This is a genomic window from Allocatelliglobosispora scoriae (assembly GCF_014204945.1).
In the GTDB taxonomy this organism is placed as follows: Bacteria; Actinomycetota; Actinomycetes; order Mycobacteriales; family Micromonosporaceae; genus Allocatelliglobosispora; species Allocatelliglobosispora scoriae.
Window position 1 is genome coordinate 2,610,974 of record NZ_JACHMN010000003.1, and the last position, 14,379, is coordinate 2,625,352.

General features: G+C 73.2%; 16 protein-coding genes and 1 pseudogene. 9 read left to right on the forward strand and 8 right to left on the reverse strand.

What is annotated here, in order from left to right:
- The first annotated feature begins 48 nt into the window (after positions 1-48).
- Positions 49-414 carry a DoxX family protein gene (locus F4553_RS37875; RefSeq protein WP_184846208.1) on the forward strand — a complete coding sequence of 122 codons (366 nt, stop codon included), beginning with the start codon at positions 49-51 and terminating at the stop codon, positions 412-414.
- Between the two features lie 13 nt (positions 415-427).
- On the opposite strand, the gene F4553_RS37880 is transcribed toward F4553_RS37875, so the two are convergent.
- Positions 428-1,042, reverse strand: coding sequence for a class I SAM-dependent methyltransferase (locus F4553_RS37880; protein ID WP_312875545.1), 615 nt, complete (start codon positions 1,040-1,042; stop codon positions 428-430).
- The gene (locus F4553_RS37885; RefSeq protein ID WP_184846210.1) at positions 1,039-1,629 is read right to left on the reverse strand and encodes a TetR/AcrR family transcriptional regulator; all 591 of its coding nucleotides are present in this window, start codon (positions 1,627-1,629) and stop codon (positions 1,039-1,041) included. Before F4553_RS37885 ends, F4553_RS37880 begins: the two co-directional genes overlap by 4 nt.
- An 89-nt stretch (positions 1,630-1,718) precedes the next feature.
- Here F4553_RS37885 and F4553_RS37890 point away from each other — a divergent pair, with 89 nt between their 5' ends.
- Positions 1,719-2,681 (forward strand): NADP-dependent oxidoreductase, encoded by a 963-nt coding sequence (locus F4553_RS37890; protein WP_184846212.1) that lies wholly within the window; start codon positions 1,719-1,721, stop codon positions 2,679-2,681.
- Positions 2,682-2,745: 64 nt separating this feature from the next.
- On the opposite strand, the gene F4553_RS37895 is transcribed toward F4553_RS37890, so the two are convergent.
- Positions 2,746-3,390, reverse strand: a complete 645-nt coding sequence (locus tag F4553_RS37895; RefSeq protein WP_184846214.1) for a response regulator — start codon at positions 3,388-3,390, stop codon at positions 2,746-2,748.
- Positions 3,387-4,580, reverse strand: a complete 1,194-nt coding sequence (locus tag F4553_RS37900; protein ID WP_184846216.1) for a sensor histidine kinase — start codon at positions 4,578-4,580, stop codon at positions 3,387-3,389. Before F4553_RS37900 ends, F4553_RS37895 begins: the two co-directional genes overlap by 4 nt.
- A gap of 98 nt (positions 4,581-4,678) precedes the next feature.
- On the opposite strand from F4553_RS37900, the pseudogene F4553_RS37905 reads away from it, so the two are divergent.
- Positions 4,679-5,317 (forward strand): annotated as a pseudogene (locus tag F4553_RS37905) (ABC transporter ATP-binding protein); the annotation flags it as partial.
- A 62-nt stretch (positions 5,318-5,379) separates the two neighbouring features.
- Complete coding sequence (locus F4553_RS37910; RefSeq protein WP_184846230.1) at positions 5,380-6,141, forward strand: ABC transporter permease; 762 nt, start codon at positions 5,380-5,382, stop codon at positions 6,139-6,141.
- Here the strand turns inward: F4553_RS37910 and F4553_RS37915 are convergent, their stop codons facing one another.
- Positions 6,142-6,636: a substrate-binding domain-containing protein gene (locus F4553_RS37915; RefSeq protein WP_184847454.1), complete on the reverse strand. Its 495-nt coding sequence runs from the start codon at positions 6,634-6,636 to the stop codon at positions 6,142-6,144.
- Here F4553_RS37915 and F4553_RS37920 point away from each other — a divergent pair.
- Together F4553_RS37920 and F4553_RS37925 are read left to right on the forward strand one after the other, a co-directional pair.
- Positions 6,575-6,955 carry an ABC transporter permease family protein gene (locus tag F4553_RS37920; protein WP_184846232.1) on the forward strand — a complete coding sequence of 127 codons (381 nt, stop codon included), beginning with the start codon at positions 6,575-6,577 and terminating at the stop codon, positions 6,953-6,955. The genes F4553_RS37915 and F4553_RS37920 overlap by 62 nt on opposite strands.
- The gene (locus tag F4553_RS37925) at positions 6,949-7,266 is read left to right on the forward strand and encodes a beta-xylosidase family glycoside hydrolase (RefSeq protein WP_184846234.1); all 318 of its coding nucleotides are present in this window, start codon (positions 6,949-6,951) and stop codon (positions 7,264-7,266) included. The genes F4553_RS37920 and F4553_RS37925 overlap by 7 nt, the downstream gene beginning before the upstream one ends.
- 70 nt (positions 7,267-7,336) lie before the next feature.
- On the opposite strand, the gene F4553_RS37930 is transcribed toward F4553_RS37925, so the two are convergent.
- The 3 genes from F4553_RS37930 to F4553_RS37940 all read right to left on the reverse strand — a co-directional run bounded on the left by F4553_RS37930 (position 7,337) and on the right by F4553_RS37940 (position 10,252).
- Positions 7,337-8,350 (reverse strand): TerC family protein, encoded by a 1,014-nt coding sequence (locus tag F4553_RS37930; protein WP_184846236.1) that lies wholly within the window; start codon positions 8,348-8,350, stop codon positions 7,337-7,339.
- Positions 8,351-8,504: 154 nt separating this feature from the next.
- Complete coding sequence (gene prfH / locus F4553_RS37935; protein WP_184846239.1) at positions 8,505-9,113, reverse strand: peptide chain release factor H; 609 nt, start codon at positions 9,111-9,113, stop codon at positions 8,505-8,507.
- Positions 9,110-10,252, reverse strand: a complete 1,143-nt coding sequence (locus tag F4553_RS37940) for an RNA ligase RtcB family protein (RefSeq protein WP_184846241.1) — start codon at positions 10,250-10,252, stop codon at positions 9,110-9,112. Before F4553_RS37940 ends, prfH begins: the two co-directional genes overlap by 4 nt.
- A gap of 266 nt (positions 10,253-10,518) precedes the next feature.
- Between F4553_RS37940 and F4553_RS37945 the strand changes: the two genes are divergently transcribed.
- From F4553_RS37945 to F4553_RS37955, 3 genes are read left to right on the forward strand one after another with little or no spacing between them, the layout of a single operon-like run.
- The gene (locus F4553_RS37945) at positions 10,519-11,844 is read left to right on the forward strand and encodes a hypothetical protein (protein WP_184846243.1); all 1,326 of its coding nucleotides are present in this window, start codon (positions 10,519-10,521) and stop codon (positions 11,842-11,844) included.
- A gap of 48 nt (positions 11,845-11,892) precedes the next feature.
- Positions 11,893-13,125, forward strand: a complete 1,233-nt coding sequence (locus F4553_RS37950) for an AAA family ATPase (RefSeq protein WP_184846245.1) — start codon at positions 11,893-11,895, stop codon at positions 13,123-13,125.
- Positions 13,122-14,345 (forward strand): vWA domain-containing protein, encoded by a 1,224-nt coding sequence (locus F4553_RS37955; RefSeq protein ID WP_184846247.1) that lies wholly within the window; start codon positions 13,122-13,124, stop codon positions 14,343-14,345. The genes F4553_RS37950 and F4553_RS37955 overlap by 4 nt, the downstream gene beginning before the upstream one ends.
- Positions 14,346-14,379: the final 34 nt, after the last annotated feature.

A 14,379-nucleotide genomic window follows, 5' to 3' on the forward strand; every position in this document is an offset into this window, starting at 1 on the left:
TGTAGCTGCCGTACGGCTGGTAACTATCCTGCTCGCTGAGGGGCCCACATGGAAATCGCCTACTGGATCGTCGCGGCGCTGCTCGCGGTGTTCTACCTCTACGCCGGCGGCAAGAAGGCCGTGCAGAGCCAGGAGCAGCTGCAGCCGATGATGGGCTGGGTCGACCGCGTCCCGATGCCGCTGGTCCGCACGATCGGGGTGCTGGAGATCCTCGGTGCCGTCGGCCTGATCCTGCCGCCGCTGACCGGGATCGCGACCTGGCTCGCCCTCGCCGCGGCGATCGGGCTGGTCCTGATCCAGGTCGGCGGCATCGCGGTGCACCTTTCCCGGGGCGAGGCGAAGCTGATCGGGCTCAACATCGGCCTCCTCGTGGCCGCCGCGGCGGCCGCATGGCTCGCCACCACCTGGCTCTGAACCACGAACCGGGTCAGGTGTCGGACCGGACCGTCCGGAGCAGGAAGCCGGGCAGCGTGAGGTCCCCGTCGCTCGTCCGTGCCGCCACGTCGATCCGCTCGACCCCGGTGCCGGTCCACACCGGCTCGGCGAAGCCCGCCCGCAGGTAATCCTCGGTCACGCCCCAGCCGTTGCCGTCCTCGATCGACACGGCGAGGACGACGACGGTCGCGCCCGGCGCGGCGAGTCCCGGCAGCAGCGCGAGGTAGTCGTCCGCCGCGCCGCCGCCGTTGCGGTGCAGGCTGTGCAGCAGGCCGGAGTCGAAGATCGAGTCGAACGGCGCCGACGGTAGTGACAGCTGCGCGGCGTCCTGGACCTCGAACCGCACGGCGAGGCCCTCGGCGGCGGCCTTGGCCCGGGCCATGTCGATCGCCACCTGCGAGATGTCGACCGCGGTCACCTCGTGGCCGAGGCGGGCCAGGGCGATCGCGAGATCACCGGTGCCGCAGCCGATGTCGAGCACCTTCGGTCCCCGGACCCCGCCCGCGAGCACCGGGGCGAGCGCCGGTTGCGGGCCGCCGATGCTCCAGGGCGGCCCGCCCGTGTCCGCGGTGTCGCGGTAGAGGGCGTCGTAGTCGATGTCCGTCACGCTACCGCGTTTCGGGGCGCGAGTCCGTCGAGCACGACTGAGAGCAGGTGCTCCTGCCGCCGGGCGATCGCGGGTGCCTGGTCGGCGATCCACCCCACGGCGGTGACCAGCGCGAAGAGGTCCGTCCCGTCGATGTCGTCGCGGATGTCCCCGCTCGCCTGCGCCCGGGCGAGCAGCCGCGCCCCGCCCTCGCGCATCGCCAGGCACGCCGCGTGCAGCGGCGACTCTTCGTCGCTGAGCGTCGCCAGGATCGAGCCGGAGAGCCCTCGGTAACGCGCGGACCCCACGGCGAAGTCGGCGAGCCACTCCCGCAGCGCCGCCAGGGGCGGAGCGGATTCGCCGAGTGCCGCCGCCCGCGCGGCCAGCCGCTCGAAGCCCTCCCGCATCAGCGCCTCCAGCAGCGCGTCCCGGGTGGGGAAGTGCCGGTAGAGGGTGCCGAGCCCGACCTCGGCCCGACGGGCGACATCGCGCAGCGACGCCTCCGTCCCCTGCTCCGCGACCACGATCCGGGCGATGTCGAGTATCCGCTGGTAGTTGCGTTGAGCATCGGCCCGCTGGGCACGGGGCGCGGCGGAATCGGTCGTCATGGAACACCTCGCTCTTGACAAGTGGAGCAGTGTTCCGGATAGGCTCGATTCCGGAACACTGCTCCACATCTTAGCGAACGGAGACAGCGATGAAGGCTATCCGGGTCCACCGCCAGGGCGCGCCGGACGTGCTGACCTACGAGGAGGTGCCGCGCCCGGTGCCGGGCCGCGGCGAGGTCCTGGTCCGCGTCCACGCCGCGGGCATCAACCCACCCGACTGGTACGCCCGCCGCGGCCTCGCCAACATCCCGGCCGAACTGCGCCCCGAGATCACGTTCCCGTTCACGCCGGGCTCGGACATCTCCGGAGTCGTCGCCGAGACCGGGGCGGGCGTCACGGAGTTCGCCGTCGGCGACGAGGTCTTCGGACTCCTCTTCCGGCTGACCCCCGGGGTCATGAACGGCGGCAAGGCCTACGCCGAATACGCCACGGCACCCGTCACCGCCCTGGCCCGCAAGCCGGTGAGCGTCGACCACGTGCAGGCGGCGGCGGTGCCGATGGCGGGGCTCACGGCGTACCAATATCTGTGGGAGATCCTGAAGCCCGACCCGGGCGCGACCGTGCTGGTCAACGGCGCGGCCGGCGGGGTCGGCCACTTCGCCGCGCAGCTGGCGAAGGTGCGCGGAGCGCGGGTCATCGGCGTCGCCTCGACCCGGCACGAGGCCTTCCTGGCGGAGCTCGGCGTGGACCGGTTCGTCGACTACACCGCGACCGCCGTCACGGAGGCGGTGCGGGACGTGGATGTCGTCATCGACACGGTCGGCGGCCCGCACGGCCACCGGTTCCTCGACGTGCTCGCACCGGGCGGCGTGCTCAGCCCGGTCTTCTTCGGCGATTACCACCGCGATCGCGCCGCTGAGCTCGGGATCGCGGTCGTCGGCGGCCAGGTGCGGTCGGACGGGGCGGGCCTCGCGGAGCTGGCCCGCCTGATCGACGCCGGCCGGGTGCGGATCGGCATCGACAGCGTCTTCGACCTCGCCGATGCCGCCGCCGCGCACGAACGCGCCGAGCGGGGGCACATCCAGGGCAAGATCGTCCTGCGGGTGCGCTGACGGCGGATGCCCTGAGACGCGGCCGGGCCGGCCCCCTCCGATGCGAGGGCCGGCCCGGGTCGCTTCACGGTGTCAGACCGGCGTCCCTGGCCAGCAGCGCGACCTGGACCCGGTTGGAGCAGCCGAGCTTGGCGAGGATGCGGCTGACGTAGGTCTTGATAGTGGTCTCGCTCATGAACAGGCTGCGTCCGATGTCCGCATTGGACATACCCTGGGCGATCAGCCGCAGCACGTCGGATTCGCGATCGCTGAGGGCCGCGAGCCGGTCTGCGGCATCCGCGCGCCGGTTCGTGGGGTTGACCAGGCCCAGCAGCATCCGTGTCACCGCCGGGGAGAGGTAGGCGTCGCCCTCGTGCGCCGCCCGCACGGCGCGGATCAGCTCGTCGGGCGTGCAGTTCTTCAGCAGGAACCCGCAGGCGCCGTTCTCCAGCGCCCGCATGACATGGGGCTCGGAGCCGTAGGAGGTGAGCATCAGGACCTTGGTCGCCGCCCCTGAGCGCCGCAGGGATTCGAGCGCGCCCAGCCCGTCCAGCCCCGGCATCTTGATGTCGATCACGGCGACGTCCGCGCGCCAGGAGCGGGCCTGCTCGACGACGGCGGTGCCGGTCTCGGCCTCGGCGACGACCTCGATCTCCTCGGCCGACTCGAGCACGGTGCGGATGCCGGCGCGGATCAGCGGCTCGTCGTCGACTATCAGCACCCTGATCATGCCGACACGCCCGTCACCATGCCCACCTGGAGCAACCCGAACATGATGACGGCGGCGGCCACCCCGACCGCGACGAGCCGTCCGCGCCCGGCGCGCGGTTCGGCGTCGGCCGGCTGCTCGGCCACTGGAAGCATCGCCACCAGGCGAAACTGTCCGTCGTGGAGCCGATGGTCGAGGAAGCCCTCGGCCAGCACGACCCGCTCGCCGAGACCCAGCAGGCCGTGTCCGGCGGTCGCCCGGCCCGGCCCGCCGGGCGGGCTCGGGTTGGCCACCGTCACCAGCAGGGCGTCCGGCTCCCACGCCACCTCCACGCTGACCGGCTGTCCCGGCGCGTGCTTGGCGGCGTTGGTGAGGCCCTCCTCGACCACCCGGTAGGCGGACTCCTCGCAGCCCGCCGTCACAGGTCTCGCCCTGCCGCGCTGCCGCAGCTCGACCACCAGCCCGGCGGCCCGGGCCCGGGCCACCAGGGACGGGATCGCCGAGACTCCCCGCGACGGCGAGGGCGGAGGCACGCCGTCGGTCCGCAGCGCGCCGATCAGCTCATAGAGCTCGTCCATCGCGCTCCGGGCGGACCCCGCCAGCTGCTCGACGGCGGCTCGCTGCTCCGGCGGCAGGCCCGCCACCTCCAGCGCCGCGGCCTGCACCGAGACCAGGCTGAGCCGATGGCCCAGCGAGTCGTGCATGTCGCGGGCGATCCGCAGCCGCTCCCGCAGCCGCTCCTGCTCGGCGAGGATCTCCCGGCCCTGCCTCAACCGGCGGTTGTTCTCCGCCGACGCCTCCAGGAGGCGCTGATGCTGCGCCATGGAGCGCCCCACGAGCACGGGCAGCACGACGAACACCAGGAGCGTGAAGATCAGGGACGGGATGGACTGCGGCTGCCCGGCCCGGATCACGAGCTGACCGGCGACCGCACCGGTGACCGCACCGACCACGGCCACCACCTCGACTCGGGAGACGATGGACCGCCCGGCCTGCCAGCCGGCCCACAGCAGCAGCACGTATCCGGGTCCGGCCACCGACATCATCGCCAGGGCGGCGACGAAGGCCGTGCCCGCCGAGCGGCTGCCGACCAGGACGACGAGCGTGACCGCGAGGCCGTAGCGGGCCGCCTCGCCCCACCCCGGATGCACGGCGGCGTGCACCGCGACCTCGGCGAGAACCACACCCGCCCACAGCAGATACCGGGTCATTCCAGCAGGCTACTGGGGGAGCGGGGCAACTTTGGTATCCGATGGGGACGACTTTCGGTGACTGCGGTGCCGCCGCCCCGGCTCCTAGCGTGAGCATCGTGATCGACATCCGGCACCTCACGAAGCGTTACGGCCGCACGACCGCCGTCGACGACCTGACCTTCACCGTCACCCCCGGCCAGGTCACCGCCTTTCTCGGGCCCAACGGCGCGGGCAAGTCCACCACGATGCGGCTCATCCTGGGACTGGACCGGCCGACCAGCGGCGAGGCGCTCATCGGCGGCAAACGATATGAGCAGATCCGGCGGCCGCTGCACAGCGTGGGCGCGATGCTGGAGGCCCGGTCGGCGCACGGCGGGCGCAGCGCGTACCACCATCTGCTGTGGCTCGCGCAGAGCAACCGCATCCCCGCAGCGCGGGTGACGCACGTCCTGGCGACGGTCGGCCTGCACGACGCGGCGAGGCGGCGGGTGAACGGGTTCTCGCTGGGAATGACCCAGCGGCTCGGGATCGCGGCCGCGCTGCTGGGAGACCCGCCCGTGCTCCTGCTCGACGAGCCGGTCAACGGTCTGGACCCGGAAGGCATCGTGTGGATCCGCCACCTGATGCGGGACCTGGCCGCCGAGGGCCGGACCGTCTTCGTCTCCAGCCACTTCATGGCGGAGACGGCCCTCACCGCCCAGCACCTGATCGTGATCGGGCGCGGCCGGCTGCTCGCCGACGCGACCGTCGACGACCTCGCCGGTGCGTCGGGCTCGCTCGAGGAGGCTTTCCTGCGATTGACCGGAGGTACGCCGCGATGACATCGATGCTGCTGGCGGAGTGGACGAAGCTCCGCTCGGTGCGCTCCACGGTGTGGACGCTGCTGCCGACCCTGGTGCTCAGCCCGGCCATCGCCTACCTGGCCGGGCAGGGTTTCAGCGCCGCGCTCGCCGACCGGTCCGGCGTCTTCGACCCGCTGTTCGCCACCTTCTACAGCGTCACGCTGGGACAGCTGGGGCTCGCCGTCTTCGGCGTGCTGGCGGTCGGCGCGGAGCACTCGACCGGGACCATCCGGTCCGCCCTGATGGCCGTGCCGCAACGCGGAATGCTCTACCTGGCGAAGGTGTGCGCGGTCGCCCTGACCGCGCTCGGTGTCTCGGCGCTGATCGTGCTCGCCTCCTTCTTCGCCGCGCAATCGGGCCTGGGCGCCCACCGGGTCTCGCTCGGCGACGGCGGAGTGCCGCAGGCGGCGGTCGGTGCCGTGCTCTACCTGACCCTCATCAGCCTGCTCGCGATGGGGATCACGGCGGTGCTGCGCAGCTCGGTCGCCGGACTGGTGATCCTCCTGCCGCTGCTCTTCCTCGGCGGGACGGGCCTGGGCACGATCCCCCAGATCAGGGACGTGGTGCAGTTCCTGCCCGACCAGGCCGGGTTGCTCATCATGCACCTCAACGTGCCCGACGATCCGCAGCAGCTCGGCCGCGACTACGGCCCCTGGACGGGCCTGGGCATCATGGCGGCGTGGACCCTCGCGGCGCTGCTCGCCGGAGCGTTCACCCTGCGCCGCCGCGACGCGTGATCAGCGCACGGGCGGGGCGGTCGACTCGCGGTTGATGAGGTGGGTCGCGAGCTCGATCCGGGTCGACTCCAGCCGCTCGCCGCCGATGATGCGGAGCAGGGTCCGTGTCGCAGCCACCCCCATCTCGTGCAGGGGCTGGCGGACCGTGGTCAGCGGGGGCGCGGTCCACGCGGCGAACTGCAGGGCGTCGAAGCCGACCACGCTGACATCGCCGGGGATGCTCAGCCCGGCCTGCCGGATCGCCTCATAGACACCGGTCGCCTGCTGGTCGCTGCCCGCGAAGATCGCCGTCGGCGGGTTCGCGCGGCTCAGCAGCCACTGGGCGCCGCGCAGCCCGCCGTCGTGGCGGAAGTTGCCATACTGCACCAGCTCCCGGTCGATCGGGAGCCCCGCCGACTCCAGGGCCGCCTTGTAGCTGGCGATCCGAGCCCGGGTGCACAGCATCTGCTCCGGCCCGCCGATGACGCCGATCCGGCGGTGCCCGAGCGAGATCAGGTGCTCGGTGGCGGCGTACCCGCCGGGGCTCTATCCGCTCGGTCAGACGCTGTGGATGTCGCTGCACGACTGGCACCTCATCAACGGTGATGCCGGGTTCGTCGGCTTGCAGAACTTCGGCGACCTGCTGGCCGACGGGGACTTCTGGAACGCGCTCGCCAGCACGCTGAGCCTCTTCCTCCTCTCGACCGTCCCGCAGCTCCTGCTCGCCCTCGGCCTCGCCGCGGTGCTCAACACCGGCCTGCGCGCCCGGGTCTTCTGGCGGGCCGGCGGATCGACCGGCACTCCCGGGAGGCCGGTCGGCACGTCGGGGTGCTGAGCTGCGATCGGGGGCGGCTCAGCCGGGTCGGCGGGCTCGTGGCGATCCCGGACGGCCCGATCCGTCTGCGCCTGGACGTGGACGGGGACCGGCTGGGGTTCGCCTTCGGGTCAGCGGCAGAGGGGCCGCTGACCGCGTGGTCGTCGTTCCTCGACGCGGGGATCCTCTCCGACGACCACGCCGCCGAGGAGCGCGACGGCGTACCCCAGCTCTGGGGTTTCACCGGCGCGTTCCTCGGCCTCTGGGCGCAGGACCTGACCGAGGGCCGTGCCTTCGTGGACGTGGACAGCGCGACCTACCGGGAGCGCTGAGCAGCCGGGTTCCCGTCCGCACCGGTGTGCCGGCGCCCGTGTGGGCGGGGAACCACCTCGCGAGCGGGACTCAGCTCGTCGGGGACTCGGCAGCGGCGCGGGCGGCGTCGCGGCGGTTGGCGTGCAGGCTCGCCACGATGACGGTGGCGAGCACCGCGAGGATGACGCCCAGCGACACCGGGGTCGGGATCTCGGGCAGGCCCGGCCACGTGCCGTGGGCCCAGTGCAGCACGAGCTTGACGCCGATGAACGCGAGGATGATCGCCAGTCCGTGGTTGAGGTAGCGCAGGGTGCTCAGCGCGTTGTGCAGCACGAAGTAGAGCGCGCGCAGGCCCAGCAGGGCGAAGGCGTTGGTGGCGAAGACGAGGTAGGGGTCCTCGGTGACGCCGTAGACGGCCGGGACCGAGTCGACGGCGAAGACCACGTCGGTGATGAAGACCGCCGCCACCACCAGCGCCATCGGCGTGAGGGTACGCACACCGTCGAGCACCACCGTCAGCCGCGAGCCGTGGTAGTCACGGGTGACGGGCATGAACCGCCGCATCACCCGGACGCTGCGGAGATCATCGATCTGGATCTCGTGCTGCCCGCCGCGGAGCGCGTCGCGGAGCACCTTCACCGCGGTGACGAGCAGCACGGCGCCGAAGAGCAGGAAGGCCCAGGTGCCGCTCTGCAGGACCGCGGCTCCGGCGGCGATGAACACACCGCGCAGCACGAGGGCGCCGACGATGCCGTAGAGCAGCACCCGCTGCGCCAGGTGCGCCGGGACGGCGAACGCCGTCAGCAGCAGCATGAACACGAAGAGGTTGTCCACCGACAGCGACTTCTCCACCACGTACCCGGTGAAGAACTCGACGCCGGGGGTGCCGCCGTAGCGCGACCAGACGAAGATCCCGAACGCGACGGGCAGCGCCAGGTAGAAGGCGGACCAGCCGACCGCCTCGCGCATGCTCACCTCGTGCGGCCGCCGGGTGATGACGAAGTCGACGGCGAGCAGCCCGAGCAGGATCAGCACCGTGGACGCCCAGAGCCAGGGCGTTCCGATGCTGGTCAGGGTGGTTGCGGCGAGGACTTCGGCGGGCATGCGGACTCCAGACATGTGTCTGAAGTCTCCCTCGCCCGCGCCGTGCGTGAGCGGCCGTCCGAGGACCAGTGCTGGTCCGTGATGACCGGATCGACCAGGTGAGGTACTCCCCTCAGCGAGGCAGTCTACCAGCGATCACGGGCACCCACCCTGATCAAGGGCGCTCGACACGGGTGGGATTGCCCCGGACGAGCGCGTCGTGAACGCGCCAGCGGGAGGTGACGAGGTCGCGTCCGGCCGCCTCGTCGGCCTGCTCCAGCCGCCGCCGCAGCAGGTCGATGGCGAGGCTGCGGTTGAGGCTGAAATACCGCTCGGTGTCGACCACGACGGTGTCGCCCGACGGCCGGTGGGTGGCCCGCGCCGCCGTGCTCGCCTTGTCCCGATGCTGGCCGCCGGGACCGCCGGTGCGGCAGGGCACCACCTCGACATCCGCCTCGCGGAACTCCGTCCGCTCCGCGTCGACCTCGCATTGCTGGGCGATGACATACCAGTTCTTACGGCCGGTGCTCGCCCGATAGGGGCTCGGCGCCTGCCAGCACAGGGTGCCCGTCCACGAGGCGGCGAACGCCTCGGCCCCGGCCCCGGTGATCCGGATCAGGACCGACCGGAGGGTGCCGGGCCGGTCCCCGGCGACGGTCTCCACCCGCGTGGTCGCCAGCTTCTGCCGGGTGGCGTCGGCCTCCAGGCGGCGCAGCAGCATCGCCAGCGCCCAGGTGCACTCCTGCGGACCGCGCCCGGCCGAGACGAACAGGTGCAGGCTCATGACCGCCCCCGCCGGCGGCGCTGGTCCCGGCGGTCCCGGCCCGGCCCGGGTCCCTGGTCGGGCGTCTTGTAGGTGACGAGCGGCACGGTGGTGGCGATCGGCGTGGCGAGCCGGTGGTCGACGAGGTCGTCGATCACGCGCTCGATCCGCTTGTAGGCCGTCGGCGCCTCCTCGAAGAGCAGTTGCCGGTCGCCGCAGACCACGACCGAGCCCACCGGCGTACGCCGCAGCTCCTCCACCGTGTGCTTGGCCCGCCCCCGGCGCAGGGCGTCGGCGCGGGACATCTTGCGCCCGGCACCGTGTGCCACCGAGTGGTTGGCGTCCGGCCCCGCGTGGGCGGCGACGAGATAGGACGGTGTGCCCCGGGTCCCGGCGATGAGCACGTCACGGCCGTCGCCCGGAGCCGCGCCCTTGCGGTGCAGGTAGACCCCGTCGTGGACCTCGACCAGGTTGTGGCACTGGTCGACGATCGGCTCGGTGGGCTCGGCGCCCAGGGCGTGGGCGACCCGAGCCGCCATCAACCGCCGGTTGAGCGAACCCCACCGCACGGCGTCGTCGTGCGCGGCGAGGTAGGCGGCCGGATCAGCGGCGGGACCAGCGCCGTGGACCTCGGTGTGCGCCCGCAGGATCTGCTCGCCGAGGCCGCGGGAACCACTGTGGACGATGAGGACGAGGTCACCGGCGGCGAGACCGAGGCGGGCCGCGTGGTCCGGGTCGAAGACGGTCTCGATCCGGGCCAGCTCGACGAAGTGGTTGCCCCGCCCGACCGTACCGAGGCCCTCGGTGTGTCCGGCCGGGATGTCGCCGTCCAGGACGGTCCAGGCCGGATCGTCGGGGTCGATCGTGTGGTCGAGGTCGGGGAACCGGGCGGCGAGCTTCTCCGGCTGGGGGCGGTGGAGCGTGATCGGGAAGACGGCGATGCCGCAGCCGATGTCGGAGCCGACGAGCAGCGGATAGAGCACGGTCGAGGACATCGCGGCGCCGATCGGGGCGCCCTTGCCGGGGTGCAGGTCCGGCATGGCGGCGACATGGATCATGCCGTCGAGGGCGGCCACCTGGTGGCACTGGTCGACGGCGTCGGACTCGATCCAGCTCGTGGGGGAGGCGAACACGGACACGGTGGCGGAGTGCTGAGACAAGAATGACGCTCTTTCGGAGAAGGCTTCAGGGCGAGGGCGCGGGCGGGCGGCGTCAACGACAGGAGTCGGAGCCGCGGGCCTCGGAGCAGCGAAGGTGCTTCCCTCATAACGTCATGGCGATCAGGTTCCCCGAGTCCGCCGCGAGCGGCAACCGATTTACGGCTCGCAGCCGCGGGGCTGACAGCCGAGACGCGGCGTTGTACGCTTCCGGCGATGATTACCTCCTCGCACAGATCGGGGGTCCAGTCCGCTCGAAGTGAGTGCTGATGCACTCGTCGAACGCGACTGGCGATTCCCGCCTCCACGTCTGGCTGCGCGTGCGCGAGTTCGCCGTGCCGCCGTCGATGATCGAATCCGCGACCGCCCGGCGTACCGTCGGGGATTGGGCCGGAGCCTGCGCTGCCGCGCGGATCGACGTCGACCTGAATCTGCGGGCACTGGCCCGCACTCATGGCCGGGAGTTCGCCACCCGGATCCGCTCCGACCTCCGCCACCTCGCGCCGGATCTGCTGCGCTGGCACCTGCCGAGAATCGCCCCGGACGGCCTGCTGCGCCCGGGTCTGACCCTCGCCCTGGCCCGCTACGAGCAGCCGGTGGGCACCGTCCACCTTGTCGTCCGGACACCGCCGGCCTGGGCCGACGCGGGCCAGCGCATCAGCCTCGCGCTGTGGGACGGATCCGGCACCGGGGCGGGCGAGCACCCGCACCCGCATCCCGACCGGCGCTTCCGCCTCGACCTGCACCGCCACCTGTGGGATGTCCGCAGGATCGGTGACCTGCGGGAACGGTCCAGCACCGGTGCCACGGACCGGGACCCGACCGGGCTGGTGCCGCCGGGGATCGGCTGCGCCGTGGACCGGTGGGCGGCCGAGGCGGCGATCGTGCTCCGCTCGCTGGGGCGCGACAGCGGTGCCGTCACCGTGCGGCTCGACACCCGCCGCCGGCTCGTGCTGGACGTGGACGGCATGTCCGAGCCGCGGATCAGGGCGGCGAAGGGCGGCACCGGGCCGGTGCTGCCGGACGCGGCGACCTGGGTCCTTCCCGACCTGGAGCTGCTCCGGCTCGGGCTGATCGACGCCGATCAGCTGCACCCGCTCGTCGCGTCGGCACTCGTCCCGGGCCGCCCGCCCGCCCGCGTGCCCCGGACCCGGGACGGCGCGGGCGATCCGCGCATCGTCGACTGCCGCGGTGCCCGGCACCGGATCGGCCTCGTCGACGGGGTGCTCGTTCCGCTGGACCACGACCCGGCCGAGACCCGGCGCGAGGAGCTGCTCGCCGCGCTGGGCGGCACTCCGATGCCGTGCCTGCGGGTGATCGACGAGGCGCACCGGCGACCGGAGAGCCTCGCCGATGTCCGGGCCCGCCTGGACCACGGCGACGCCGCCGGTGCGCTCGCCGCCGTCGAGGACCTGCTCGGGCCGGATGCGCTGCTGCGCAGCGGCGCGCTGCGCGACGAGTTGGAGACGGCGGCGCAGCGCCGGGTCACGCACGGGCTCTACCGGGCCGGACTCGTCAACTCCGGGCCGAAGCAGTCCGAGCGACAGAACCGCCGCCGCCTCGACGCGCAGGCGCACCAGCGCGCCCGCCGCTGATCTCAGCACTCCTCCCCGTCCCAGCACTCGACGTCAAAGGTGATCACTATGACCAGCTCTGCCCTGCCCGAAGCGCGGCGGCTCGACACCGCGGCCGCCCTGCTCGACCTGCTCGCCGACACCGCCACCGAGCCGCGTACCGACCTGCAGCTCGAAGCCCTGACCCTCGCCGTCGCCGCCGACCTGCCGGTGCTGCTGTGGGGCGAGCCGGGCATCGGCAAGACCGCGGCCCTCACCCAGCTCGCCGCGGCCCTCGACCTGCCGCTCACCACGGTCATCGCCAGCGTGCACGAACCGTCCGACTTCTCCGGTCTGCCGGTGATCGGCGACGATCCTGCCGTGCAGGGCGTCCCGATGGCCCCGCCGGACTGGGCGGTCCGGCTGGTCCGGGCCGGTCGGGGCCTGCTGTTCCTGGACGAGCTCTCCACCGCGCCCCCGGCCGTGCAGGCGGCCCTGCTGCGCGTCGTGCTCGAACGCCGGATCGGCGCCCTGCACCTGCCGCCCGGCGTCCGCATCGTCGCCGCCGCCAACCCCCGCTCGTCGGCGGCCGACGGCTGGGAGCTCAGCGCGCCGCTCGCCAACCGGTTCGTCCATCTGCAGTGGACATACGACCACGATGTCGTGCTGCGCGGGCTCGGCGGGACCTGGCCCCGGGCATCGCTGCCGCACCTCGACCCGGCCCGGTTGCGCGAGGCCGTGGCGTTCGCCCGCCGGGCGGTCTGCGGGCTGCTCGCGACCAGGCCCGCCCTCGTACACCGGCTGCCGAACAACGAGACCCGCCGGGGCGGTGCGTGGCCGTCGCCGCGCAGCTGGGAGATGACGCTGCGGCTGATCGCCTTCGCCACCGCGGCCGGCACTTCCCGGGAGGTGCTGTCGATGCTGGTCCGGGGCACCGTCGGCGACGGTCCGGGGCTGGAGCTGCTGGCGAGCCTGGACCGCCTCGACCTGCCCGATCCCGAGGCGCTGCTCGCCGATCCGTCATCGGCGGTCCTGCCCGAGCGGGGCGACCTGCGCCAGGCCGTGCTCGACGGCGTGGTCGACGCGGTCCGCCAGCGACCGGACCAGGCCCGCTGGGATGCCGCGTGGGCGCTGCTGGTGACGGCTCTGGAGACCGGCGCACCGGACCTGGTGGTCGTCCCGGCGGCGACCCTCGCCGGGCTGCGCCGCGACGACTGGGCGGTCCCGGCCGCGATCGAGCGCCTGGCGGGTGCGGTGTCGCTGTCGCGAGGAGCAGACCACGCGGGGGTACGGGCCGAGGCCGTCGTGGGTGCGGCCCGGTGACGGCCGGCCAGCTCGACCGGGACAAGCTCTTCACCGCCCGCCTCTACGCCGCCCGGGTCCGCCCCTACCTCGCGACGGCGCTGTTCGCCCTGCACCCGGTGGAGTCCCGCCGGGTGCCGACGATGGCGGTGGACAAGCACTGGCGGTGCTACGTCTCACCGGCCTTCGTCGACCGGACCCCGGTGGAGGAGCTCGCCGGGGTCTGGGTGCACGAGGTCTCCCACCTGCTGCGCGACCACCACGGCCGGGGCGACCGGTTCGCGCTGGCCCGCGGGCTGACCGGGCCGGGGGAGCGGCTGCGGATGAACATCGCCGCCGACTGCGAGATCAACGACGACGTCTACGGCGACGGTCTGCCCCGGCCGGAGGGAGCCGTGCTGCCGGGGCACCTCCGGCTGAACCCGGGCGAGCTGATGGAGGACTACCTGTGCCAGTTCACCCTCGGCCCGTACACCCAGGGATTGTCCTGGTTGGACTGCGGCAGCGGCGCCGACGGCCTGGACCGGGAGTGGGACCTGGGCCCGGACGGCGCGCACGGGCTCAGCGAGCAGGAGCGCGACGCGGTCCGGTTCCGGGTGGCGCAGGGCCTCACCGGGCGGGGGAGTACGCCGAAGGGCTGGCAGCGGTGGGCCGAGGAGGTCTTCCACCCGCCGCAGCCGTGGCGGGAGCTGCTCGGCGCCGCGGTCCGCTCGGCGGCGACCGGACCCGGCGGCGAGGACTACACCTATGGCCGGCCGCCGCGCCGGGCGGCGAGCCTGCCCGGTGTCGTCCTGCCGAGCCTGCGCCGCCGACCGCCCCGGGTCTGCGTCATCATCGACACGTCCGGGTCGGTGAGCGACGTGGAGCTGGGCAGCGCGCTGCTGGAGGTCACCGCGATCTCCCGCAGCGTCGGCGGGCGGCGCGACCTCGTCAGCGTGCTCGCGTGCGACGCCGCCGCCGGGGTGGCGCACCCGCTGTGCCGGGCCGAGGGGATCCCGCTGATCGGCGGCGGCGGCACGGATCTGCGGGCGGGCTTCGCCAGGGCGCTGCGGACCACTCCGCGCCCCGACGTGATCGTGGTCCTCACCGACGGGCAGACGCCCTGGCCGAGCGAGCGGCCGCCGTGCCGCACGGTGGTCGGCCTCTTCCCCCGGGACCGGGTCGCCGAGTGGGACGAGGACGATCCCGACCAGGTGCCGGACACGCCGCCCGACTGGGCGCGGGTCGTCACCATCGGATGACGAGGCGTGCCGGAGGGTGCGGCCGACGGGGGCG

What these genes read in the sequence shown, in the direction of transcription:
- F4553_RS37895 (WP_184846214.1), bottom strand. Translation starts at nt 3,390, where the DNA reads ATGATCAGGGTGCTGATAGTCGACGACGAGCCGCTGATCCGCGCCGGC.
- F4553_RS37885 (WP_184846210.1), bottom strand. Translation starts at nt 1,629, where the DNA reads ATGACGACCGATTCCGCCGCGCCCCGTGCCCAGCGGGCCGATGCTCAA.
- F4553_RS37900 (WP_184846216.1), bottom strand. Translation starts at nt 4,580, where the DNA reads ATGACCCGGTATCTGCTGTGGGCGGGTGTGGTTCTCGCCGAGGTCGCG.
- F4553_RS37910 (WP_184846230.1), top strand. Translation starts at nt 5,380, where the DNA reads ATGACATCGATGCTGCTGGCGGAGTGGACGAAGCTCCGCTCGGTGCGC.
- F4553_RS37875 (WP_184846208.1), top strand. Translation starts at nt 49, where the DNA reads ATGGAAATCGCCTACTGGATCGTCGCGGCGCTGCTCGCGGTGTTCTAC.
- prfH (WP_184846239.1), bottom strand. Translation starts at nt 9,113, where the DNA reads ATGAGCCTGCACCTGTTCGTCTCGGCCGGGCGCGGTCCGCAGGAGTGC.
- F4553_RS37890 (WP_184846212.1), top strand. Translation starts at nt 1,719, where the DNA reads ATGAAGGCTATCCGGGTCCACCGCCAGGGCGCGCCGGACGTGCTGACC.
- F4553_RS37930 (WP_184846236.1), bottom strand. Translation starts at nt 8,350, where the DNA reads ATGCCCGCCGAAGTCCTCGCCGCAACCACCCTGACCAGCATCGGAACG.
- F4553_RS37945 (WP_184846243.1), top strand. Translation starts at nt 10,519, where the DNA reads ATGCACTCGTCGAACGCGACTGGCGATTCCCGCCTCCACGTCTGGCTG.
- F4553_RS37950 (WP_184846245.1), top strand. Translation starts at nt 11,893, where the DNA reads ATGACCAGCTCTGCCCTGCCCGAAGCGCGGCGGCTCGACACCGCGGCC.